This window comes from Catellatospora sp. TT07R-123, assembly GCF_018327705.1.
Lineage (GTDB): Bacteria > Actinomycetota > Actinomycetes > Mycobacteriales > Micromonosporaceae > Catellatospora.
The window spans coordinates 2,733,560-2,754,132 of record NZ_BNEM01000001.1 but is presented as its reverse complement, the minus strand read 5'-3'; the positions used below and the strand labels follow the sequence as shown (position 1 = coordinate 2,754,132).

The 20,573-nt window shown below is 73.2% G+C and carries 18 protein-coding genes; 6 read left to right on the top strand and 12 right to left on the bottom strand.

Translation table 11 applies throughout. The features are described from left to right. Positions 1-79: 79 nt before the first annotated feature. Entirely contained in the window at positions 80-1,279 is a 1,200-nt protein-coding gene (locus Cs7R123_RS11675; protein ID WP_212825968.1) for a cytochrome P450, read from the top strand. A 27-nt stretch (positions 1,280-1,306) separates the two neighbouring features. On the opposite strand, the gene Cs7R123_RS11670 is transcribed toward Cs7R123_RS11675, so the two are convergent. From Cs7R123_RS11670 to Cs7R123_RS11645, 6 genes are all read right to left on the bottom strand, one after another. Next, a complete protein-coding gene (locus Cs7R123_RS11670) occupies positions 1,307-2,137 on the bottom strand; it encodes an alpha/beta fold hydrolase (RefSeq protein ID WP_212825966.1) in 831 nt (276 codons plus the stop codon). 66 nt (positions 2,138-2,203) lie between these two features. Next, on the bottom strand, positions 2,204-2,479 hold the full coding sequence (locus Cs7R123_RS11665; protein WP_203687908.1) for an Lrp/AsnC family transcriptional regulator: 276 nt from the start codon (positions 2,477-2,479) through the stop codon (positions 2,204-2,206). Positions 2,480-2,568: 89 nt separating this feature from the next. Next, positions 2,569-3,402, bottom strand: a complete 834-nt coding sequence (locus tag Cs7R123_RS11660) for a sugar phosphate nucleotidyltransferase (protein WP_212825964.1) — start codon at positions 3,400-3,402, stop codon at positions 2,569-2,571. Beyond that, on the bottom strand, positions 3,399-3,950 hold the full coding sequence (locus tag Cs7R123_RS11655) for an NUDIX hydrolase (protein ID WP_244871762.1): 552 nt from the start codon (positions 3,948-3,950) through the stop codon (positions 3,399-3,401). Before Cs7R123_RS11655 ends, Cs7R123_RS11660 begins: the two co-directional genes overlap by 4 nt. Then, complete coding sequence (locus Cs7R123_RS11650; protein ID WP_244871761.1) at positions 3,947-5,863, bottom strand: bifunctional (p)ppGpp synthetase/guanosine-3',5'-bis(diphosphate) 3'-pyrophosphohydrolase; 1,917 nt, start codon at positions 5,861-5,863, stop codon at positions 3,947-3,949. The genes Cs7R123_RS11655 and Cs7R123_RS11650 overlap by 4 nt, the downstream gene beginning before the upstream one ends. 190 nt (positions 5,864-6,053) lie before the next feature. Beyond that, on the bottom strand, positions 6,054-7,808 hold the full coding sequence (locus Cs7R123_RS11645) for a DEDD exonuclease domain-containing protein (protein WP_280517290.1): 1,755 nt from the start codon (positions 7,806-7,808) through the stop codon (positions 6,054-6,056). A 103-nt stretch (positions 7,809-7,911) separates the two neighbouring features. On the opposite strand from Cs7R123_RS11645, the gene Cs7R123_RS11640 reads away from it, so the two are divergent. After that, positions 7,912-9,276 carry an NYN domain-containing protein gene (locus Cs7R123_RS11640; protein WP_212825960.1) on the top strand — a complete coding sequence of 455 codons (1,365 nt, stop codon included), beginning with the start codon at positions 7,912-7,914 and terminating at the stop codon, positions 9,274-9,276. Positions 9,277-9,384: 108 nt separating this feature from the next. Beyond that, on the top strand, positions 9,385-10,629 hold the full coding sequence (locus tag Cs7R123_RS11635) for a M48 family metallopeptidase (protein WP_212825958.1): 1,245 nt from the start codon (positions 9,385-9,387) through the stop codon (positions 10,627-10,629). A gap of 11 nt (positions 10,630-10,640) precedes the next feature. Here the strand turns inward: Cs7R123_RS11635 and Cs7R123_RS11630 are convergent, their stop codons facing one another. Beyond that, positions 10,641-11,534, bottom strand: a complete 894-nt coding sequence (locus tag Cs7R123_RS11630; protein WP_212825660.1) for an IS982 family transposase — start codon at positions 11,532-11,534, stop codon at positions 10,641-10,643. A gap of 223 nt (positions 11,535-11,757) precedes the next feature. Between Cs7R123_RS11630 and Cs7R123_RS11625 the strand changes: the two genes are divergently transcribed. Further along, on the top strand, positions 11,758-12,882 hold the full coding sequence (locus Cs7R123_RS11625) for a glycosyltransferase family 4 protein (protein ID WP_212825956.1): 1,125 nt from the start codon (positions 11,758-11,760) through the stop codon (positions 12,880-12,882). A 4-nt stretch (positions 12,883-12,886) separates the two neighbouring features. Here the strand turns inward: Cs7R123_RS11625 and Cs7R123_RS11620 are convergent, their stop codons facing one another. The 5 genes from Cs7R123_RS11620 to Cs7R123_RS11600 form a co-directional block, all read right to left on the bottom strand. After that, entirely contained in the window at positions 12,887-14,365 is a 1,479-nt protein-coding gene (locus tag Cs7R123_RS11620; RefSeq protein WP_212825954.1) for a glutamate--cysteine ligase, read from the bottom strand. A 145-nt stretch (positions 14,366-14,510) separates the two neighbouring features. Further along, on the bottom strand, positions 14,511-15,032 hold the full coding sequence (locus Cs7R123_RS11615; RefSeq protein WP_212825952.1) for a diadenosine tetraphosphate hydrolase: 522 nt from the start codon (positions 15,030-15,032) through the stop codon (positions 14,511-14,513). Then, on the bottom strand, positions 15,032-15,703 hold the full coding sequence (locus Cs7R123_RS11610; protein WP_212825950.1) for a response regulator transcription factor: 672 nt from the start codon (positions 15,701-15,703) through the stop codon (positions 15,032-15,034). The genes Cs7R123_RS11615 and Cs7R123_RS11610 overlap by 1 nt, the downstream gene beginning before the upstream one ends. Positions 15,704-15,756: 53 nt before the next feature. Further along, positions 15,757-17,469, bottom strand: a complete 1,713-nt coding sequence (locus tag Cs7R123_RS11605; RefSeq protein WP_212825948.1) for a histidine kinase — start codon at positions 17,467-17,469, stop codon at positions 15,757-15,759. Continuing rightward, on the bottom strand, positions 17,450-19,234 hold the full coding sequence (locus tag Cs7R123_RS11600; protein ID WP_212825946.1) for a long-chain fatty acid--CoA ligase: 1,785 nt from the start codon (positions 19,232-19,234) through the stop codon (positions 17,450-17,452). The genes Cs7R123_RS11605 and Cs7R123_RS11600 overlap by 20 nt, the downstream gene beginning before the upstream one ends. Before the next feature lie 267 nt (positions 19,235-19,501). Between Cs7R123_RS11600 and Cs7R123_RS11595 the strand changes: the two genes are divergently transcribed. Together Cs7R123_RS11595 and Cs7R123_RS11590 are read left to right on the top strand one after the other, a co-directional pair. After that, positions 19,502-19,948 (top strand): SRPBCC family protein, encoded by a 447-nt coding sequence (locus tag Cs7R123_RS11595; protein WP_212825944.1) that lies wholly within the window; start codon positions 19,502-19,504, stop codon positions 19,946-19,948. A 6-nt stretch (positions 19,949-19,954) separates the two neighbouring features. Further along, positions 19,955-20,485 carry a hypothetical protein gene (locus Cs7R123_RS11590; RefSeq protein WP_212825942.1) on the top strand — a complete coding sequence of 177 codons (531 nt, stop codon included), beginning with the start codon at positions 19,955-19,957 and terminating at the stop codon, positions 20,483-20,485. Positions 20,486-20,573 lie beyond the last annotated feature (88 nt).

The window sequence follows — 20,573 nt, the reverse complement described above, 5'->3', positions numbered from 1 at the left end:
AGGCGCAGTCACACACACGGAAGGGCGATCGCTTCGGCGGTCGCCCTTCCGCTCTATCCTTCCCGTGGGGGAGGTGCCCATGGACGCACTGGCCGCGATACAGACGCTGGCGACCGCCGAGGGCCGCGCCGACCCCTACCCGCAGTACGAGCGGCTGCGCGCGGCAGGCCCGGTCGTGGCCCTGGGGGAGGGCTTCTTCGTCGTCACCGGGCACCAGCAGGCCGACCGCGTGCTGCGCGATCCGTCGTTCCTGGTCACCGACGAGGCGGCACTGGAGCGCACCCTGCCCGGCTGGCGGTCGTCGGCGGCCTGGCGCTGGCTCGGCCGGACCATGCTGTGGCGCAACCCGCCCGACCACGGGCGGTTGCGGCGGCTGGCCGGCGCGGCCTTCACCGCCCGCCGCACGGCGCAGCTGCGCCCCGACGTCGTACGGCTCGTCGACGGCCTGATCGACGCGATGGGCGGCCCCGGGCCGGTCGACTTCATGGACGCGTTCGCGTTCCCGCTGCCGGTGGCGGTGATCTGCACGCTGCTCGGGGTGCCCGAGTCGGACCGGGACTGGTTCCGGCCCCGCGCCCACGACCTCACCCTCGCGCTGGAGATGTTCGCCGCGGACCCCGACAGCATGGCCCGCGCCGACGAGGCCGCCACCGACCTGGAGGACTACTTCGTCGGGCTGCTCGCGCACCGGCGCGCCCACCCCGGCGACGACATGCTCAGCGACCTGCTGGCCGCGGGTGCCGCCGGTCAGATCGGCGGCGCCGAGATGGTGGCGCACCTGGCGCTGCTGCTGGTCGCGGGCTTCGAGACCACCGTCAACCTGCTCGGCAACGGCCTGTCCGCCCTGCTCGCACGGCCCGCGCTCACCGCCGAGCTGCGCGCCCACCCCGAACTGGCCGGGGCGTACGTCGAGGAGATGCTGCGCTTCGATCCGCCGGTGCAGGCCACCTCCCGCTTCGCGGGCCAGGACACCGACCTCGACGGCGTACGGATCCCCGCCGACGGCGAAGTCATGGTGATCCTGGCCGCCGCCGCCCGCGACCCGCGCCGCTACCCCCGGCCGGAGCGGTTCGACCCGCACCGGGACTCGGTGCCGTCCCTGTCGTTCGGGGCGGGGGCGCACTACTGCCTGGGCGCGCCGCTGGCCCGGCTGGAGGCGCAGACGGCCTTCCCGATGCTGCTGCGGCGCCTGCCGCGGCTGCGCCTGGCCGGGCCGGCGGTCCGCCGCGATCGGCTGGGTTTCCGCGGCTTCGCCGAACTGCCGGTGCTCGACGGCTGAGCGCGCCGTCGGCGAGGGCGGGACGGGTCAGGAGGGCTGGCGGGCGGGCAGCCAGGCGGTGATGCGGGCGGCCAGCGGGGCGCCGGCTTTGACCCATACGAAATGGTCGAGGGCGAGTCCGGCCTGGTCGCTGGTCAGGTGCTCGCGCTGGACCGGGGCACCGGACAGCAGGGCGGCGAGGTGGTCGACGACGCCGCGCGGGGTGTACCGGTCGTTGTCGACGCTGACGACCAGCGCCGGTACGTCGATCGCGGCGAGCTGCGCCGGGGTGCACACCGTCGCGGGGAACCGGCCCCAGCGTGCCGAGTAGGCCCAGTCCCGGATGACGCCACGCGCCTGGCGGCCGCCGAAGCCCCAACCCGGCCACACCCGCAGCAGCGCCGACACCGCGCCGACGGTCTGGGTCATGGCCAGCACGCCCAGCCGCTGCCCGCGCGGATAGTCGCGCCAGTACGGCAGCCCGACGGCGATCAGGACCAGCCCGTCGACGTCGGCCGGGCCCCGGCGGGCCAGGTGCATGACGCAGGCCTGGCCGCCCAGGGAGTGTCCGAGCAGGATGGTGCGCCGGCCGGCGCGGTGCTCGGCGAGCGCGTCGAGCACCGCGGCCACGTCGTCGACGGTCTCGGGGTAGCCGTAGCGGCTGGACCGGCTGGGCGCGGGCGTGCTGGCGCCGGTGCCGCGCAGGTCGGCCACGGCGACACCCAGACCGGCCGCGTTCAGCGCGACGGCGAACCGCTTGTAGTAGCCGCCCGGCACGCCCATCGCCGGAAACACCACGACCAGCGGCGCCGCCGGATCGTCGACGGGGTGCAGGTGCACCGCCAGCCGGTCGCTGCCACGCTCCACGCTCAGCTGCATGCCCGGCAGCCTAGCGAGCCGAGGTTACTCCCCGGTAGACACCGCCGGTGTGACACTTCCCGCCGCTCAGAACCCGATCGCGAACGCCTGCTCCAGATCATGCCGCGAGTAGGACCGGAACGCGATGTGCGTATCGGTGTTCAGCACCCCCGGCACCTTCGAGATCCCACCCGCGATCACCTCCGCGATGTGGTCGAACTCCCGCACCCGCACGATGGCGATCAGATCCACCCCACCCGCCACCGAGTAGACCTCACTGACCCCTTCAAGGTTGGCCAGCTCCTCCGCCACCTCCGGAATCGCGTCCGTGGCGCAGTCGATCAGCACAATCGCCGTGATCATCTCTGTTCTCCAATCTTCATCCCGTCGATCATGAACTTATGGCACGGCTCGACGGTGTGTCTCGGGCACAACCTCATGATCGATGGTGGCTAACCCGCGGGGACGGTGAGGGAGGTGCCGACGCGGACGGCGTCGGTGAGGGACTCCTCGGGGGCGACTTCGGCGCCGGGCCAGAGGACGCAGCGGGTGACCTTGCCGTGTACGCGAGCGCCGGAGCCGACGACACTGGCCGTGGCGGCGCCGGTGAGCTCCACCCCGGGGGCGATCAGGTTGTCGCCGCCCGCGGCGTGCAGGTTCGCGGCCAGGTAGTCGGCGGGGGTGCCGCAGTCGAGGTACAGCCCGCCCAGCGGGACGATCTCCAGCCGCCCGGCGCGCTCGGCCGGGCGCCACGTGGTGCGGGCGAGCTCGGCGGGCAGGTCGGACAGCACGGCCGCGTCGGCGGCGGGCAGCAGCGAGGCTCCGGCGAAGTTCCAGCCGAGGAACGGGTCGGGCTTGTCCGCGCGTACGCCGTGCAGCCGGATCCGCTCGCCGTCCCACCCCGCCAGCAGCGCACCGAGGTCACCGCTGTCGGTGGCGACGTACGCGTCGGCGTTGAGCACCATCACGGCCCGACCGGCGATCCAGCGGCGCAGGTTGCCCAGTGCCCCGGCCGTGCCCAGCGGCTGCTCCTCCACGCTGACGTGGGCCCGTGCGCCGACGTGCCGGACGACCTCGTCGGCCAGCCAGTGCGCGTTGACCGCGACCCGGTCGGGGCCGGACAGGCCCACGGCGGCCAGGCGCGCGAAGGCCCGGTCCAGCAGCGGCACGTTGCCGACCGGCACCAGCGCCTTGGGCAGCAGCGACGTCAGTGGGCGCAGCCGGGTCCCCAGACCGGCGGCGAGCACCACGGCGCACACGTCGGCGGGGGCGGGGTGCCGGGTCATCGGGCGGCCGTGCCGATGACCGGGCGGCCCTGCGCCTCGGGGCCGATGCCGAAGTGGCCCAGCAGCCGGGCCGTCGCCGGGGTGATCACCGGCAGCTCGTCGAGGGAGTGCCAGCGGGCCTCCCACACCTCGGCGCCGTCGACGCTGAGCTCGGTGCTGGCCGCGGGCACCCGGGCGGTGAACACCGTGTCCACCCAGTGGCCCCTGGTGTGCACGACCGCGTTGGGCACGGCGGGCTGGATCTGGTCGGGGCGCAGCACGATGCCGGTCTCCTCCGCGGTCTCGCGGCAGACGCCCTCAAGGGGGGTCTCGTGGCGTCCCAGCAGGCCCGCGGGCAGGGTCCACCCGCGGCCGGGGGGCTGGCGCAGCAGCAGGATGCGTCCGGGCTCGGCGGCCTCGCTGTCGAACATGAGCATGACCGCGCCCACCGAGTAGCGGGCCGTGGCCAGTTTCACCAGCCGCTGCCGCCACCGCGGCGGGATGCGGTAGAACACGCCGTAGCCGAGGGACACGAGCCTGGTGCGCAGCGGCGAACGGCTTCGGATCACCTGGACAGGGTAGACGACTTGCGACGCTGCGCCGCGTCACCGGCCTCGCGCGTTGACGGCACCAGATTCGCCTGCCGGTCCCGCAGCGCGTCACCCTGCAGGTCCACGCTGGCGATCAGCTGGTCGACCACGGTGTCCGCGGTGATCTTGTGTTCGGCCACGGCCATCAGCAGGGTGTCGAGATCCGGATAGCCCATCGCCACGGCGAGGTCGGCCAGCCGCTGCTCGTCGGCCAAGGCCCGGTCGTGGCGGCGCAGCGCCAGCCCGATCGCGGCCCGGCCCAGTTGCAGCCGGTCGCTGACCGTGCCCGCGGCGACCTCGGGCTCGGTGAAGCGGCGGCTCAGCCGCAGCCGCGCGTTGGGCGACTTCACGAAGTCCAGCCACTCCTTGCGCGGGCCCGGGTGGTTGCGAGCCCGGCTGACCAGGATGTCGACCACGTCGCCGTCGGTGAGGGTCGCGTTGAGCGGGGTGAGCACGCCGTTGACGGTCGCCGCGACGCAGCGGTCGCCGGTGCGGGTGCCCAGCTCGTACGCGACGTCGACGGGGCTGGCCCCGGCGGGCAGCAGCAGCTGGCGGCCCCACGCGAACACCTGGATCTGCTGCTCGGCCAGGTCGCAGCGCAGCGTCTCCACGAACTGCACCGCGTCGGGGGCGGCCTGCTCCAGGTCCAGCGCCCGGCGTAGCCAGGCGTGCTCGCCGCGGTGGCGCTGCGGCGGTGCCGCCTGCTTGCCCGCCGCGCGCGTGCTGAACAGGTTCAGCGCGGTGCTGCGGCGCGAGGGCCGGGTGGGGTAGCGGTACGGGGCGACGACGCCGTACTCGACCGCGCGGTGCATCTGGTCGGTGCGGATGAGCACCTCGACCATCTGGTCCTCGGGGCCGAGGACCGTGGTGTGCAGCGAGCGGTAGAGGTTGTTCTTCGGGGCGGCGATGAAGTCCTTGAACCGGCCCGGGATCGGCTTCCACTGCTGGTGCACGGCGCACAGCGCGGCGTAGCAGTCGGGGTCGTCGCCGTCGAGGATCACCACGATGCGCGGCAGGTCCATCGGCACCGGGCTGCCGGCCTGCTTGGTGTCCTTCCAGATCGAGTAGTAGTGCCGGGGCCGGGGCTCCACCAGCCCGCTCAGCTTCTCCTTGCGCAGCGCCGACGTCCCGACCGAGACCACGTCCGCCATGTAGTCGTTCCAGCCGGGCCGGTTGGAGACCACGGCGTCGATGCGCTGGTATTCGTCCGGGTCGAGGAAGAGCAGGACCTTGTCCTCCAGCTCGCGCTTGAGGGCCTGGATGCCGAGGCGGTCGCAGAGCGGCACCAGCACCTCGCGGGTGGCCCCGGCGATGCGGGCGCGGGAGGAGGCCGAGCGGGCGTCGAGGGTCTTCATGTTGTGCAGCCGGTCGGCGAGCTTGATCACCAGTACCCGGATGTCCTGGCCGGCGGCGACGATCATCTTGCGGATCGTCTCGGCCTCGGCACGGGCGCCGAAGTGCGCCTTGTCGAACTTGGTGACCCCGTCGACCAGCAGTGCGATGTCGGGCCCGAAGTCGGCGCGCAGCTGCGGCAGCGTGTAGCTGGTGTCCTCGACGGTGTCGTGCAGCAGCGCCGCGACCAGCGTGGTCGTGTCCATGCCCAGGTGGGCCAGGATCTCGGCGACGGCCAGCGGATGGGTGATGTACGGATCACCGCTCTTGCGCATCTGCCCGTGGTGCATGCGCGCGGCCACCGAGTAGGCCCGGCGCAGCAGGTTGGCGTCGGAGCCGGGATGGACCCGGCGGTGCGCCTTGATCAGAGTGGTCACCGGATCCGACGAGGTCTCCTTGGCCCCGGACCAGCTGAGCATGGCCCGTAGCCGGGTGGTGAGCAGGCTCTCGCCCGCCCGGCCCACCGGGACCGTCGGCAGCGCCCCCGCGTCCGCGTCCACTCAGGACACCCCCCTCGACGTGCGGAGGTGTTCCGGACCGCGACGGTGGTGGATCTTCGCCCGGTGCGGGACGGGACACGTCCGCGAGATTCCGAGATATCGGTCCATAGCCTAGTAACGAACGTCGGCGCCGATCGGTCAAGAGTTTTCATGCATTCGGACACGCTTCGGACACGGAATACCCGAACGGTCAGGCCGCCGTCGCCGGAACCGGTTGGGACAGGCGGCGCCAGCGGGCCGCGCCGCGCACCGGGGACGCCCAGCCGTCGGTGGTCTCCACCAGGCGCGTCTCCGGCCGCTCCAGCCAGTCCAGGATGCGCTCGGTCTCCTCCGGGGTGGCGCAGGGGACCGGCCCGAGGCCGCCGAGCACCGTCTCGGCGGTGGGGCGCAGCGCGTCCAGGACGCGGCGCGGGTGCACGCGCGGGGCGGAGGTGGCGGCCGCGGCCAGCCGTCCATACCGGATGATCGCGATCTCCCAGCCGCCCTCGGCGTTGCGCCGGGCACCGATCAGCTCGGCGATGCCCGTCAGCGCCGACAGCCGCTGCATGCGCACCGCCGCCCGCAGGAACGCCGCCAGCCGGTCGCGCACCGCCGCCGCGTCCTCGAACCGCTCCGCCTGCGACAGCACCCGCATCCGGGCCAGCAGCGGGTGCACCACCGCGTCCGGGTCGCCGCTGAACGCGGCGCGCACCGGGGCGGCCGCCACGCGGTCGTACTCCTCGGGCGAGATGGCCAGCAGGCAGGGGGCCGGGCACTTGCCGAGCTCGGCCAGCGCGCACGCGGCCGAGGCCCGGCGCGGCGACAGCCGCGGCGAGCACTGCCGCAGCGGCAGCGCCTCGTGCAGCGCGTCCACGGCCGCCTGCGCGGCGTGCCGCCCCGCGAACGGGCCGAGGTAGGCCCCGCCGTCGGCGGCCAGCGACCGCACCACCGACAGCCGCGGGAACGGCTCGTCGGTCAGCTTCAGCCACTGCACCCGCTCGGGATGCTTGGACCGCCGGTTGTACGGCGGCGCGTGCGCCGCGATCAGCCGCAGCTCGCGCACCTGCGCCTCCAGCGCGTGCGCGCACTCGACCGCCTCGACCCGCTCCGCGACGTGCAGCATCTCCTTGATCCGGGCCCGGCGCTCGGCGGCGGTGAAGTAGCTGCGCACCCGGGTCCCGATGTCGTTGGAGGTGCCGACGTACAGCGGGCGGCCGTCGCCGGCGCGGAACAGGTACACCCCGGGGGCGTGCGGCAGGCCCTCGGCCAGGTGGCGCTTGGCCCGCTGGGCCGGGCTGACCGCCTTGACGAACTCGATGGTCTCGCCCAGCGTGTGCACCCGGTGCCCGCCCAGGCGGGCGATGAGCGCGTGCAGCACCCCGACGGTCGCCTTCGCGTCGGCCAGGGCGCGGTGGTTGGGCTGCTCGGGAATGCGGAAGTAGGCCGCCAGCGTGCCCAGCTTGCGGTTGGGCACCTCGTCGCGCAGCAGCACCCGGCGGGCCAGCGCCACCGTGTCCACCACCCGCGGATTCGGCCAGGTGTAGCCGTGCGCGGCGCACGCCGCCTTGAGGAAGCCCACGTCGTATGGCGCGTTGTGGGCGACCAGGACCGCCCCGTGCAGGAACTCCAGCAGCGGCGGCAGCACCGCCTCGATCGGCGGCGCCGTCACCGTCATCGCCGTGGTGATCCCGGTCAGCACCGTGATGAACGGCGGCACCGGCACGCCGGGGTTGACCAGCGTCGCGAACTCGCCCAGCTCCTCGCCGCCGCGCACCTTCACCGCGCCGACCTCGGTGATGCCGCCGCCGTCGGGCGCCCCGCCGGTCGTCTCCAGATCCAGCACCACGAACGTGGTGTTGCGCAGGTCCAGTTGCAGCGGATCGGCCAGCATCGCGTCCAGCGTCGGCTGCTCGAAAGTCTCGCCGGGGGCGCGCTGGCCCGGCGCCGGGCGGTTCGGGGACGGCACGGACCGCACGCTAACCGTCCGGTGTGACAGTGCTGCGGTCGGCGCACGGGAACAGCCGCGAACCTGAGCGACAAGATCGGTATGTCGGTGGAAGACTAGGAGCATGTCGGCCGCTGAACTTTCGTTCGAAGCTTCCTCCGGGGAGCCGCTGGAGGCTGCCGACTTCGCCCCCGAGCCGATCCTGCCCGAACCCGTCCGCCAGCGCGTCATCGCGATGGCCGCCGCCGTGCTGACCTCGCTGCCCGGCGACGAGCTGCCCGTGCCGCTGCGCAAGGTCGCCAAGTTCGCGCCCAACCGGCGCGCCCGCCTCGGCGGCGCGCAGATAGCCACCCAGCTGTCCGGCGACCCGCTGTTCCGGCAGCGGATCAGCGGCAAGGTGCTCGCCGACACCGGCGAACTGGGCGCGGCCGTGCTGGGCGGCGTCGCCCCGGCCGCCGCCGACCCGATCGAGGTGGCGGCGCTGGCATACCTGGCCAGACCCGAGGGCTGGCGCGGGCTGCTCGACGTCGCCGGCCAGGCCGTGACCGCCGAGGCGGAGAGCTCGGCCGTGGCCGAGCAGATCCGCGACGCCCAGGCCAGGTCCGCCCGCGCCGAGCACGACCGGGCCGTGGCCCGGGTCGAGGCCGACAAGCTGCGCGACGAGCTGGCCCGGGTCCGCGAGGAGCTGGGCCAGGTGCGTGAGGAGGCCCGCAGCGCGGCCAAGGGGCTGCGTGAGGCCCAGGCCGCCCTCAAGCGCGCCAACGAGCTGCTGGCCATCGAGAAGGGGCGCGCGGCCAAGGGCCACGGCGACCACGAGGCCGAGCTGCGGCGGCTGCGCTCCCGGGTCGCCGATCTGGAGGCCGCCGCCGGGGACGCCCGCCAGGCGGCCCGCGACACCCGCGCCGTCGACGACGCCCGGCTGTGGCTGCTGCTGGAGACGATCGGGCAGGCCGCCGTCGGGCTGCGCCGCGAGCTCGCCCTCGACCCGGCCAAGGTCCTGCCCGGCGACACCGTCGCCGCCGCGTACGCCGAGACCGCCGGTGCCCCCACCGCCGCCAACCGCGCCCTGGACGCCGACGACCCGGCCCGGCTGGCCCAGCTGCTCGCCCTGCCCAAGGCGCACCTGGTCGTCGACGGCTACAACGTCACCAAGCGCGGTTTCGCCGAGATGTCGCTGGAGCAGCAGCGCAACCGCCTCATCACCGGCCTGGGCGGGGTCGCCGCGCAGACCGGCGCCGAGGTCACCGTGGTCTTCGACGGCGCCGACCGGGTGCACGGCCTGCCCGCCCCGCCCCGGGGCGTGCGGGTGCTGTTCTCCCGCAAGGGCGAGACCGCCGACGAGGTGATCCGGCGCCTGGTGCGCGCCGAGCCCGCCGGGCGGCCCGTCGTCGTCGTCTCCTCCGACCGCGAGGTCGCCGACGGCGTGCGGCGCCACGGCGCGTACCCGATGAACTCCGAGTCGCTGGTCCGGCGGCTCACCCGCAGCTGAGGCGCTGTGACATGGGCGCCCCGCTACGCGGCCTTAATCGGTGTCATCCTCCGCTGCGCTGCGGATGACACCGAGCGGCCGCTTCGGCGGGGCGCCTAGGATCGGGCGGTGAGCAGTCGTGGCTGGGCGTGGGTGTCGTTCGTCGTGCTCGGGATCGCGCTGGTCGTGGTCGCGGCGGTGCTGGTGCCGTGGCACCGGCCGCCCGCGCCGCGCGCCGACCAGCTCGACGCGCTGGCGCAGCTGCCCGCCGACCGGGTGGCGCGGGCCAGGGCGCTGCGGGGCGAGACGCGGCTGATCTCGTACCCGAGCATGCTTCTCGGCCTGGTCGTGGCGCTGCTGCTGGGGCTGACGCCGCTCGGGGCGAAGATCGTCGACCTGGTCCCCGGGCCGTGGCTGGCCAAGGTGCTCGTCGGCGGCCTGCTGGTGCTGCTCGTGTCCGACCTGGTCACCCTGCCGTTCGCGGCGTGGGCGCACACCGTGTCGGTCCGCTACGGACTGTCCACCCAGAGCTGGGGGCCGTGGGCGGTCGACCAGCTCAAGGGGTACGGCGTCGGCGCGGTGATCGGCGCGATCGCCCTGCTCGGCTTCTTCAGCCTGACCCGGCTGGCCCCGAACTGGTGGTGGGCCTGGGCCGCCGCCGGCGCCGCCGGGCTGGTGGTGCTGCTCAGCTTCGTCTACCCGGTGCTGGTCGAGCCGGTCTTCAACAAGTTCACCCCGATGGAGCCCAGCCCGCTGCGCACCGAGCTGATGGAGCTGGCCCAGCGGGACGGGGTGCCCGTGCGTGACGTGCTGGTCGCCGACGCCTCCCGGCGCACCACCGCCGTCAACGCGTACGTCAGCGGCATCGGGCCGACCCGGCGCATCGTCGTGTACGACACGCTGCTGCGCGAGGCGCCGCCGGAGGAGATCGTCTCCGTGGCCGCGCACGAGCTGGGCCACGCCAAGGACGCCGACGTGGTCATCGGGACGGTGATCGGCGCGCTGGGCGCGGCGCTGGCGGTGATCGGGCTGTTCCTGCTCGGCGGCTGGTCCTGGCTGCTGCAACGGGCCGGGGTGGCCTCGATCGGGGAGCCGCGCGCGATCGGGCTGCTGCTGGCGGTGGTGACGGTGGTCGGGCTGTTCGCGGGGCCGGTGCAGTCGTACGTGTCGCGGCTGATCGAGGCGCGCGCCGACGAGCACGCGCTGCGGCTGACCGACGACCCCGCCGCGTTCGAGCGGATGCAGCAGCGGCTGTCCCTGGTCAACCTGAGCGACCCCGACCCGCCGGCCTGGGAGCAGACCCTCTTCGGCAGCCACCCGACCACGGTCGAGCGCATCGCCGCCGCCCGCGCCTACGCCCGAGGCGAGCGCTAGATGACTGATTCCTAATGGTCGTACGCGGTCAGTGATCGTTTCTCGGGTGCGTCGGTCAGCCAGTTGTGCCAGATCACGGCTGCGAGGGCGGCCAGGCGTTGTGCGATGCGGGCGTGCACCCCTGCGGGTGTGCGCCCGCCGTGCTGTTCGAGGCTGAGCTGACCTTTCAGGGTGTCGAAGATCGATTCGATGCGTTGACGGACCGGGGCCAGGTTGCCGTGGCGTCGGGCTTCGTCGCGGCGGTCGGGGCGTATGAACACGATTTTCAGGTCGCGTGTCTGTTGCTCGAACGCGCGGCCGGCGAAGCCCTTGTCACCGATGAGCACGACTCCGGCGGGTAGGAGGCCGTGGTCGCGGGCGTGTTCGAGCAGTTCGGCGGCGACTTCTCGTTCGCCCAGGCTCGGGGTGGCCAGGCACCAGGTGACCGGTGTGCCGTCCAAGGCGGTGACGAGGTAGAGCTTCAGGCCCCAGATCCAGCGGGAGTGCGATCTGCAGTAGCCGTACCCGGCCCATCCGGCCAGGGCCGAGCCGATCGCGGTCTGGCGGGACATCCCGCACGGGATCACGGTGGCGTCGATGAGGCGGATGCCGTCGTGGCCGGCCGGGGTCTGGGCGGCCAGGCGTGTGATGACGGTGGTGATCAGCGGCGCGGCCGCGGTGACGCGTTTGTGGTAGCCGGCCTGTTTGGGCAGGTACGGGAACATGCGGCCGAGCCTGCCGTAGCAGAACCGCAGCCAGTGGTGCTGCGACGGGAACCCGAGCAGGACCTGCGCCACGGCCAGGCAGACCAGCTCGGCGTCGGTCAGCTTCTTCGGGCGTCCGGGACGGCGCCGGGACGCGGTGATGACATGGTCATCGACGAACACGTACAGTGCCGTCAGAAGGGTATCGAGGTCTGTCTTCACACACTGACATCGATACCCTTCCCCATACCCGCGTCAAGACCACGGACCAAACCAACCCTGATTAGGAATCAATCATCTAGCCGCCTCCGCGGCCCGTGATGATCGCCAGTTGCGGTCAGAACCTGCCCTCCAGAGCCATGTTCTGACCGCAGACGGCGATCATCGCTTCCAGCTGGGCCCGGGACCCGGCCGGGTGGCCGGGCGGGGCCGGTAGGCTGCGCGGATGCGTACGCTGCTGGTGACCAACGACTTCCCGCCCCGCCCCGGCGGCATCCAGCAGTTCCTGCACAACCTCGCGCTGCGCCAGCCCGGCGGCGAGCTCGTCGTCTACGCCTCCACCTGGCGCGACCCGGCCCCCTTCGACGCCGAGCAGCCCTACCCGGTGATCCGCGAGCGCACCGGCGTGCTGCTGCCCACCCCGCAGGTGGCCCGGCGTGCGGCGGAGATCGCCCGCGCCGAGGGCTGCGACCGGGTCTGGTTCGGCGCCGCCGCCCCGCTCGGCCTGCTGGCCCAGGGCCTGAGCAAGCGGGCCGGGGTTGAGCGCGCGGTCGGCGTCACCCACGGCCACGAGATCGGCTGGGCGGCGCTGCCCGGGGCGCGCAGCGCCCTGCGGCGCATCGCCGACGGCTGCGACGTGCTCACCTACCTGGGCGAATACCAGCGGACCCGGCTGGCGCGGGCGCTGGGGGAGCGCACCGAGCTGCGGCGGCTGGCACCGGGCGTGGACGCGGCCGCGTACCACCCGGACGTGGACGGCTCGGCGGTGCGGGCCCGGCACGGGCTGGCCGGGCGGCCGGTGATCGTGTGCGTGTCCCGGCTGGTGCCGCGCAAGGGCCAGGACACGCTGGTACGGGCCCTGCCGCTGGTCCGCCGCGCCGTCCCCGACGCGGCCCTGCTGCTGGTCGGCGGCGGCCCGCACCGGCCGACGGTGCAGCGGCTGGCCCGCGAGCTGGACGTCGCCGACCACGTGGTGCTGACCGGCTCGGTGCCGTGGCGGGAGCTGCCCGAGCACTACGCGGCCGGGGACGTGTTCGCGATGCCGTGCCGCACCCGCAGCGGGGGCCTGGACGTCGAGGGCCTGGGCATCGTCTACCTGGAGGCGTCGGCGACCGGGCTGCCGGTGGTGGCCGGCGACTCCGGCGGGGCGCCCGACGCCGTGCGCGAGGGCGAGACCGGGTTCGTGGTCGGCGGCCGGGACGTGGCGGCGCTGGCCGCGCGCCTGGTCGAGCTGCTGGCCGACGACGCGCTGCGGGCGAAGATGGGCGCGGCCGGCCGCTCCTGGGTCGAGCAGGAGTGGGGCTGGGACCTCCAGGCCGCGCGCCTGCGCGAGCTGCTGGCCGGCAACTGACCGGCTAGGCCGCGACCGGCCACTCGTGCACGGGCAGGTTGGCCTGCATGTGCTCCCGGTACGCCGCGAACATGCGGTTGAGCGCGTCGGGCCGGGCCACCCCGTTCGCCTCCAGCGCCCGTACCGTCTCGATCTGCCAGGAGGCGCCGTTGCGCTTGCGCAGGCAGCGCTGCTCGATGATGCCCAGCAGCCGGTCCCGGGTGGCCGGGGCGACGCCCCAGCTGTCCAGGCCCTGGTGGGCCAGGCCGAGCAGCTTGCGCAGCACCAGCTCGGTGGCGGTCAGGTAGCCCAGGTCGGGCCAGAACAGGTGCGCGTCGATGCCTTGCCGGGCCCCGGTGTAGAAGTTCTCGTCGGCGGCGCTGAACGGCATCCGCGACCACACCGGCAGGCCGCCCTCGGCCAGGGTGCGCACCAGCCCGAACCAGAACGCCGCGTTGGCCATGATGTCGGCGACGGTCGGCCCGGCGGGCAGCACCCGGTTCTCCACCCGCAGGTGGGGCAGGCCGTCGGAGACGTCGTAGACCGGCCGGTTCCAGCGGTAGATGGTGCCGTTGTGCAGCCGCAGCTCGGCCAGCTCCGGCACGTCGCCGGAGGCCAGCACCTGGGCGGGGTCGTCCTCGGCGCACTCGGGCAGCAGCGCCGGGAAGTAGCGCACGTTCTCCTCGAACAGGTCGAACACCGAGGTGATCCAGCGCTCGCCGAACCAGACGCGCGGCCGTACGCCCTGGGACTTGAGCTCCTCGGGGCGGGTGTCGGTGGCCTGCTTGAACAGCGGGATGCGGGTCTCGTGCCACAGCTGGTGCCCGAACAGGAACGGCGAGTTGGCGGCCACGGCCAGCTGCGCCCCGGCGATGGCCTGGGCCGCGTTCCAGTACGCCCCGAACTGGGCCGGGCTGACCTGTAGGTGCAGCTGGGCGCTGGTGCAGGCGGCCTCGGGGGTGATGCTGTCGGCGGTGACCGACAGTGGGTTCTCCCCGTCGATGCGGATGGCGACGTCCTCGCCCCGCGCCGCGAACACCTGCTCGTCGATGAGCGCGTAGCGCGGGTTGGCGGACAGGTTCTCCTTGACCAGGTGCTCCAGCCGCAGCGTCGGCAGGATGCCGATCATGACCAGGTGGGCGCCCACGGTGTGCGCCTTGCCGTCGGCGGCGTTGACCATCGCCCGGACGTCGGTCTCGAAGACGTCGAGGCCGGCCCCCGCCAGCTCGCGCGGCGGCACGTTGATCTCGACGTTGAACTGGGCCAGCTCGGTCACGAAGTTCGGGTCCCCGATGGCGGCCAGCACGTCGGCGTTGCGCATCGCGGGCTGCCCCAGGTCGTCGACCAGGTTGAACTCGACCTCCAGCCCGCTGAGCGGACGGTCGAAGTCGAACTGGGACTCCCCGAGCATCAGGGCGAAAACATCCAGGCAGGTGCGCACCTTGCGCCGGTAGCGCGCCCGATCGGCACGGGTGTACACGTGCTGCTTGACGTCGCTGCCCATGGGCCCGCACCGCCCTTCGCCGCTGTGGGACGCGTACCGATCCTCGGCTAATGTCCCATACATCCAGGTGGAGTGGGGCGTGGTCCGGACAAGCGACGGCGCCCGCACTCCGTATGTGCACGGAATGCGGGCGCCGTAAACGCGTTCACACGAGGCGGGCGAGCTCCGCCGTGATCGCCTCGCGGAGGTGGTCGAACTCCTCGGCCCGGGCGGACACGAGGGTGTCGTTGTCCTCCGAAAGGCGTACCTCGTTCGGGTAGCGCCACACCGGGCCGTCGCGGAACTCCCGGGCCTCCCACGAGTAGCGCGGGTGGATGTGGGCGTGCAGCTGGTGCAGCGAGTTGCCGAGGATCTCGTAGTTGAGCCGCCGGAACGCCGGGTCGAACCCGTTGCACGCGGCGAAGACCGCCTCGCCGAGCAGCCCCATGTCGTCCAGGAACGCGGTGCGCTGGGCGCGGGTGAGATCGGTGAGGTGGTCGGCCCCGTCGACGTCCGACAGCAGCACGCAGTACCCCGGGAGGTGCTGCGTGTCGCCGAAGACCGCGTAGCCGCTGTTGAGCTTGGCCATGACCAGCGGGTTGTCTCCCCGCCGGGCCGCGCCCAGCCGGTCCGAGCGCCAGTCGGTGAGCAGCAGGTCGTCACCGCTGGACTGCGCGTGCCGGCCCATCAGGACAGGTTCGGGGCGTCGGGAGCCTGCAGCAGGCCCAGGCGCAGCGCCGTCATCAGGGCCTGGGCCCGGTTGGCCGCGCCCAGCTTCTCGTACAGCTTCGAGATGTGGGTCTTGGCGGTCGACTCGCTGACGAACAGCTGCTTGGCGATCCCGGACACGCTCATGCCCTCGGCCAGCAGCTTGAGCACCTGGCCCTCGCGCGGGGACAGCTGCGGGCCGCTCGGGGTCAGCCGCCGCTTCATCGCCTCGGCCAGGTCGGCCGCGGTGAACGCGCTGGGCGCCGAGGCGGCGTGGCGGGCCGCCGCGACGACCTCGTCGGCGGGGGCGGTCTTGGGCACGAAGGCGCTCGCGCCGGCCTCCAGGGCGCCGAAGAGCTGGTCGTCGCCGGCGTACATGGTCAGCACGACGATGCCCATGGTGGCGCTGGACTTGCGCAGCGTGCGGGTGGCCTCCAGGCCGCTGCCGTCGGGCAGGCGCAGGTCCATGATGACCACGTCCGGGTGCAGCGCACCGGCCTGGCGTACAGCCTCGGCGGCGGTGCTCGCCTCGCCCACGACCTCGAACTGGCGGTCGCGCTCGAACGCGTGCCGCAGACCCTTGCGGATCAGGTCGTGGTCGTCGACGAGCAGGACCTTGGTACGGCCCGTCGGCACAGTGCTGGTAGTCATGCCCGCTTTACTTCCCTTCTGACACCCCCGCTGCCGCTGAGGAGTGTCACACGTTATCGCGTCGCCTTGGCATCCTGTCGAGGGGAACCGCCCACGACCACGGCAACCGTGGTCCCGACCGGGTCCCGAGGTCGAATTTCGAGCCGGCCACGGATACGTTCCGCCCTCTCCGCCATGATCGCAAGACCGTAGCGCCCGTCCGTGCGCTCGTCAGGGATGCCGCGGCCGTCGTCGGACACCTCGATCAGGCCGTACGGCGGGTCGACGGTGCAGGTCACCCACAGGTTGGCGGCGTTGGCGTGCTTGCGCGCGTTGGTGATGGCCTCCTGCGCGATGCGCAGCAGTTCCGACTCGATCGAGGCGGGCAGGCGCCCGGCCTCGTCCAGAGACAGATTCACCTTCAGGCCCGCCTGGTTGCCCGAGATCCGGGCGAACTCGGCGATCGCGGCGGTCAGGCCGCCGTGCCGGTCCACCTCGCTGCGCAGCTCGAACAGGCTCAGCCGCAGCTCGGTGATCACCCGGGTGATCTCGGCGCGCAGCACGCGCAGCTCCGCGGCGGTCTCCTCGGTGCCCTCGGGCAGCGTGGCCTGGGCGTTGTCCACGCCGTACCCGATCATCACGAGCTCTTGGGCGACGCCGTCGTGGATCTCGCGGGCCAGCCGCTGCCGCTCCTCGTTCGTGGCGATCGAGCGGACCTCCTCGAACAGCAGCGCCGCCTCCAGCCGCAGCGCGGCCGGGGTCGCCGCGTTCACGATCCGGCCGGTCAGGGCCTGCGGGTAGCCGTTGGTCCCGTCGCGCTCCAGCGCCACCAGGCCGACCGTGCGTACGCCCGCGACCAGCGGCACCACCAGGGCCGACACCGGCCCGTTCTCCTCGCGCGAGCGCAGCTGGGTGCGCCCGGAGACCTGCGCCTGCTGGCTGGCCCAGGCGTCGGCCACGGCCGTGTCTGAGTCGAGGCTGGTCTCCCAGGCGGCCCGGGTCGACTGGTCGTCGGCCTCGACGCCGAACTGGGCCAGCACCACCAGGCGGCCCGCGCCGCTGGCGGCGAAGACCGCGGCCCGCTGCGGGCGGCCCAGCGGGCGCAGCTCCTCCAGCAGGTGCTCGGCGATGCTGCCGGGGTCCAGGGTGGCGCCGGGCAGCTGCCGGGCCACCTGGCGCAGCTGGGTCAGCAGCCGGGTCGCCTCGGCATACGGCTGGGGCGCGCGGCGGGCCAGGGCGGCGCGCTGCATCGCCCCGGTCGTGATGGTGCCGATGGCGGCCAGGATCAGCCACTGCGCGCACATGGCGAGGTAGCCGACGCTGGCCAGCTGGCGGGTGCCCTCGGGGGTCATCGTGAACCAGCCCGCGGCGGTCAGCGTCAGCGTCGCGACGCCGAGCAGCCCGGCCGACTCCAGCGGCCGGTTCTGCAGCATCGCCGCGGTGATCGGCACGGCCAGGTACGGCAGCAGCGCGGCCGCGCCGACGCCGTCGGTGACCGTGCCGGCCTGGTCGGCGGCGAGCGCGACGGCGCTGGCGCCCAGCCCGACGAGGATGACCTCGGCGAAGCGGCCCAGCGGCGCGGCGAAGCGGTGCCGGGGCGCGAGCACGGCGGGCAGCCCGGCCAGCACCAGCAGCACGACCCAGCGCAGCTCCGCGACGTCGCGCGTGGCGGCCAGGATGAGCACGGTGACCAGCGCGAGCATGATGCCGCGTACGGCGATCGCGGTTATCTGCGAGGCGGGGATGCGGCGCAGCAGGGGTCTGCGGTCAGCGGTGGTAGATGGCATCGATCTCGTCCGCGTACTCCTTCATCACGACCGCGCGCTTGACCTTCAGCGACGGGGTCAGCTCACCGGTGGCCTCGGTGAAGTCACGGGGCAGAATGCGAAACACCTTAACGGCTTCGGCCGCCGACACGGCGCGGTTGGCTTCGGCCACCGCCAGTTGGATCTCCGCGCGCAGGTCGGGGTCGTCGCACAGTTGCGAAACGGGCGTGTCCGGGCGGCCGCGCTCGGCCAGCCAGCCGGGCAGCGCCTCCGGGTCGACGGTGATCAGCGCGCCGATGAACGGCTGCCGGTCGCCGACCACCATGCACTGGCTGACCAGCGGGTGCGCCCGCACCCGGTCCTCCAGCACGGCCGGGGCGACGTTCTTGCCGCCCGCGGTCACGATGATCTCCTTCTTGCGCCCGGTGATGCTGAGGAACCCGTCCTCGTCCAGGGAGCCCAGGTCACCGGTGTGGAACCAGCCGTCGGCGTCGACCGCCTCGGCGGTGGCGGCGGGGTTGTTCCAGTACTCCCGGAAGATCACCTCACCGCGGGCCAGGATCTCGCCGTCCTCGGCGATGGCGATGGTGACGCCGGGCAGCGGCTTGCCGACGGTGCCGATCTTCTGGGCGTCGGCGCGGTTGAACGTGATCGCGGGGGAGGTCTCGGTCAGGCCGTAGCCCTCCAGCACCCGCAGGCCCGCACCCCGGAAGAAGTGGCCCAGCCGCTCGCCCAGCGGGGCGCCGCCGGAGATGGCGCTGTGGCAGCGGCCGCCCAGGGCGGCGCGCAGCCTGGTGTAGACGAGCCGGTCGAAGACCTTGTGCTTCAGGCGCAGGCCCAGGCCCGGCCCGCCGGGGGCGTCCAGCGCCCGGCTGTACGCGATCGCGACCGCCTCGGCCCGGTCGAACACGCCGCCCTTGCCGCCGGCCTGCGCCTTCTGCCGTGCGCTGTTGAACACCTTCTCGAACACCCGCGGCACGCTCAGCAGGAACGTCGGCTGGAACGCGCCCAGGTCCTCGACCAGGTTGCGGGTGTCGGCGGTGTGCGAGGTCTTCACCCGGCCCTGCACCACGCCCAGCTGGAGCAGCCGGGCGAAGGCGTGCGCCAGCGGCAGGAACAGCACGGTCGAGGCGCCGGGGGCGAACAGCACGTCCAGCGCCGGGATGGCGTTGCCGATGTCGGAGAGCATGTTGCGGTGCGTCAGCACGCAGCCCTTGGGGCGGCCGGTGGTGCCGGAGGTGTAGACGATGGTCGCCGGGTCGTCGACGCTGCCGCCGCTGCGGCGCTTCTCGATCTCCTGGACGTCGACGTCGCCACCGAGGCTGACCAGGGTGGGCAGGTCGCCGCCCTCGATCCGCCACACCCGGCCCAGGCCGGGGGCGGCCTCGCGGACGAGGGCCTCGTGCGCGGCGGTCTCGGCGAAGCAGCCGACCGCGCCCGAGTCGGCCAGGATCCACTGCACCTGCTCGGTGCTGGAGGTCTCGTAGATGGGCACGGTGACCGCGCCGGCGGCCCAGATCGCGTAGTCGATCAGGGTCCACTCGTATCGCGTCTTGCTCATCAGGGCGACCCGGTCGCCGGGGTTCACCCCGGCCGCGACCAGGCCGCGGGCGGTGGCGACGACCTCGGCGTGGAACTGGGCGCAGGTGACGTCGTCCCAGCCGCCGGCGGTGCGCCGGGAGAACTGGACGAGCTGCGGCACCTCGGCCGCGTTGGCCCAGACCGGATCGGTCAGGCGCGCGGTGTCGCCGATCGTCACCACCGGGGCCTGCGAGAACTGCCGCACCATGCGCTCCTTTGCACTCACTGGGGCGCGCGGCCGCGAGCGGCCCCGTCCCTGGGCACTGTAGCGCTGCGCTGCTGGCGCCCGCCTTCGCGGGCACGGCTTAGCATCGACGCTGGCCTATCTGGAGGACGGATCTTGGAAAATAGTCCTCCAGATAGGTCAACGTCAATGCTAAAACGGGCTTTCGGGGCCGGGCGTGGGGCGGTGGTGGTGCTCTCGGGGCGCCGCGTCGCGACCGCGCCGGGTTCGACCGGTAGCCTGCTGGTCATGGCGGATTCCTCCTCCCAGTCGATCGTGATCAACGCGGACCCGGCCCGCATCGCCGAGGTCATCTGCGACTATGCCTCGTACCCGCGCTGGACCCAGGCCATCAAGGTCGCTGAGGTGCTGGAGGAGTACGAGGACGGCTACCCGGCCACCGTGCGCTTCGTCATCGACGCCGGCATGGTCGCCGACGAGTACACGCTGCACTACGACTACGCCGAGGACATCTCGCGGATCGAGTGGCACCTGGTCGCCCCGTCGAAGATGCAGAAGGCCCAGGACGGGTCGTACGACATCGTCGACAACGGCGACGGCACCTGCACGGTGACCTACACGCTCTCGGTGGACCTCAGCATCGGCATGCTCGGCATGTTCAAGAAGAAGGCCGAGAAGGCGATCATGGACACCGCGCTCAAGGAGCTCAAGAAGCGCGTGGAAATGGCGGCCTGAGCGAGCATGGACATCTCCCCCGGAACCGCTCGCGAGGAGGCCGAGCGCCTCGTCGCCGCCGCGCTGGCCGCCGCGACGCTGGCCGCCAACGCCAACCCGCACCTGGCCACCGGCTCGGCCGAGTGCTGCATCTGCCCGCTGTGCCGGGTGATCGCCGCCGTACGCGACCCCGACCCGGAGTTCGTGGAGCGGGTCGCCACCGGCGCCGGCGACCTGGCCGCCGGGCTGGCCAGCTTCCTGCGCAGCGTGTCGACGGCCCAGCCCGGCGCCGACGACGTGTGGCGCCACGCGACGCACCGCCCGCCCGGCCACGACACGCCGGGCGCGGCCGCCTCCGGCGCGCCGGAGGGCGACACGCCGACCGCGGCGGCGGCGCCGCCCGTGGCCAAGAAGGTCGCGAAGAAGATTGCCAAGAAGGTTGTCGCGAAACAGACACCGGGAGTTTCCGAGCCGGAAACCCCGGTGACCTCCGAGCGTGTCAAGCCAGCTAAGAAGGCAGTCCGGAAGGCGACACCGCACCCGCCCGCCGAGCTCTGACGTCGATCTTTGCCGGGCGAGGCTTGTGGCGGCTGCCCGCGGCGTTAGGGTGTGCCCAAGTAGTTGTGGTCCCCGCGCACGCGGGGGC

Bases quoted from the DNA above. Each gene is read 5' to 3' on its own strand.
- Cs7R123_RS11590 (WP_212825942.1), top strand. From the start codon at position 19,955: ATGGACATCTCCCCCGGAACCGCTCGCGAGGAGGCCGAGCGCCTCGTC.
- Cs7R123_RS11605 (WP_212825948.1), bottom strand. From the start codon at position 17,469: ATGCCATCTACCACCGCTGACCGCAGACCCCTGCTGCGCCGCATCCCC.
- Cs7R123_RS11675 (WP_212825968.1), top strand. From the start codon at position 80: ATGGACGCACTGGCCGCGATACAGACGCTGGCGACCGCCGAGGGCCGC.
- Cs7R123_RS11640 (WP_212825960.1), top strand. From the start codon at position 7,912: ATGTCGGCCGCTGAACTTTCGTTCGAAGCTTCCTCCGGGGAGCCGCTG.
- Cs7R123_RS11610 (WP_212825950.1), bottom strand. From the start codon at position 15,703: ATGACTACCAGCACTGTGCCGACGGGCCGTACCAAGGTCCTGCTCGTC.
- Cs7R123_RS11595 (WP_212825944.1), top strand. From the start codon at position 19,502: ATGGCGGATTCCTCCTCCCAGTCGATCGTGATCAACGCGGACCCGGCC.
- Cs7R123_RS11665 (WP_203687908.1), bottom strand. From the start codon at position 2,479: ATGATCACGGCGATTGTGCTGATCGACTGCGCCACGGACGCGATTCCG.
- Cs7R123_RS11660 (WP_212825964.1), bottom strand. From the start codon at position 3,402: ATGACCCGGCACCCCGCCCCCGCCGACGTGTGCGCCGTGGTGCTCGCC.
- Cs7R123_RS11615 (WP_212825952.1), bottom strand. From the start codon at position 15,032: ATGGGCCGGCACGCGCAGTCCAGCGGTGACGACCTGCTGCTCACCGAC.
- Cs7R123_RS11620 (WP_212825954.1), bottom strand. From the start codon at position 14,365: ATGGGCAGCGACGTCAAGCAGCACGTGTACACCCGTGCCGATCGGGCG.
- Cs7R123_RS11625 (WP_212825956.1), top strand. From the start codon at position 11,758: ATGCGTACGCTGCTGGTGACCAACGACTTCCCGCCCCGCCCCGGCGGC.
- Cs7R123_RS11670 (WP_212825966.1), bottom strand. From the start codon at position 2,137: ATGCAGCTGAGCGTGGAGCGTGGCAGCGACCGGCTGGCGGTGCACCTG.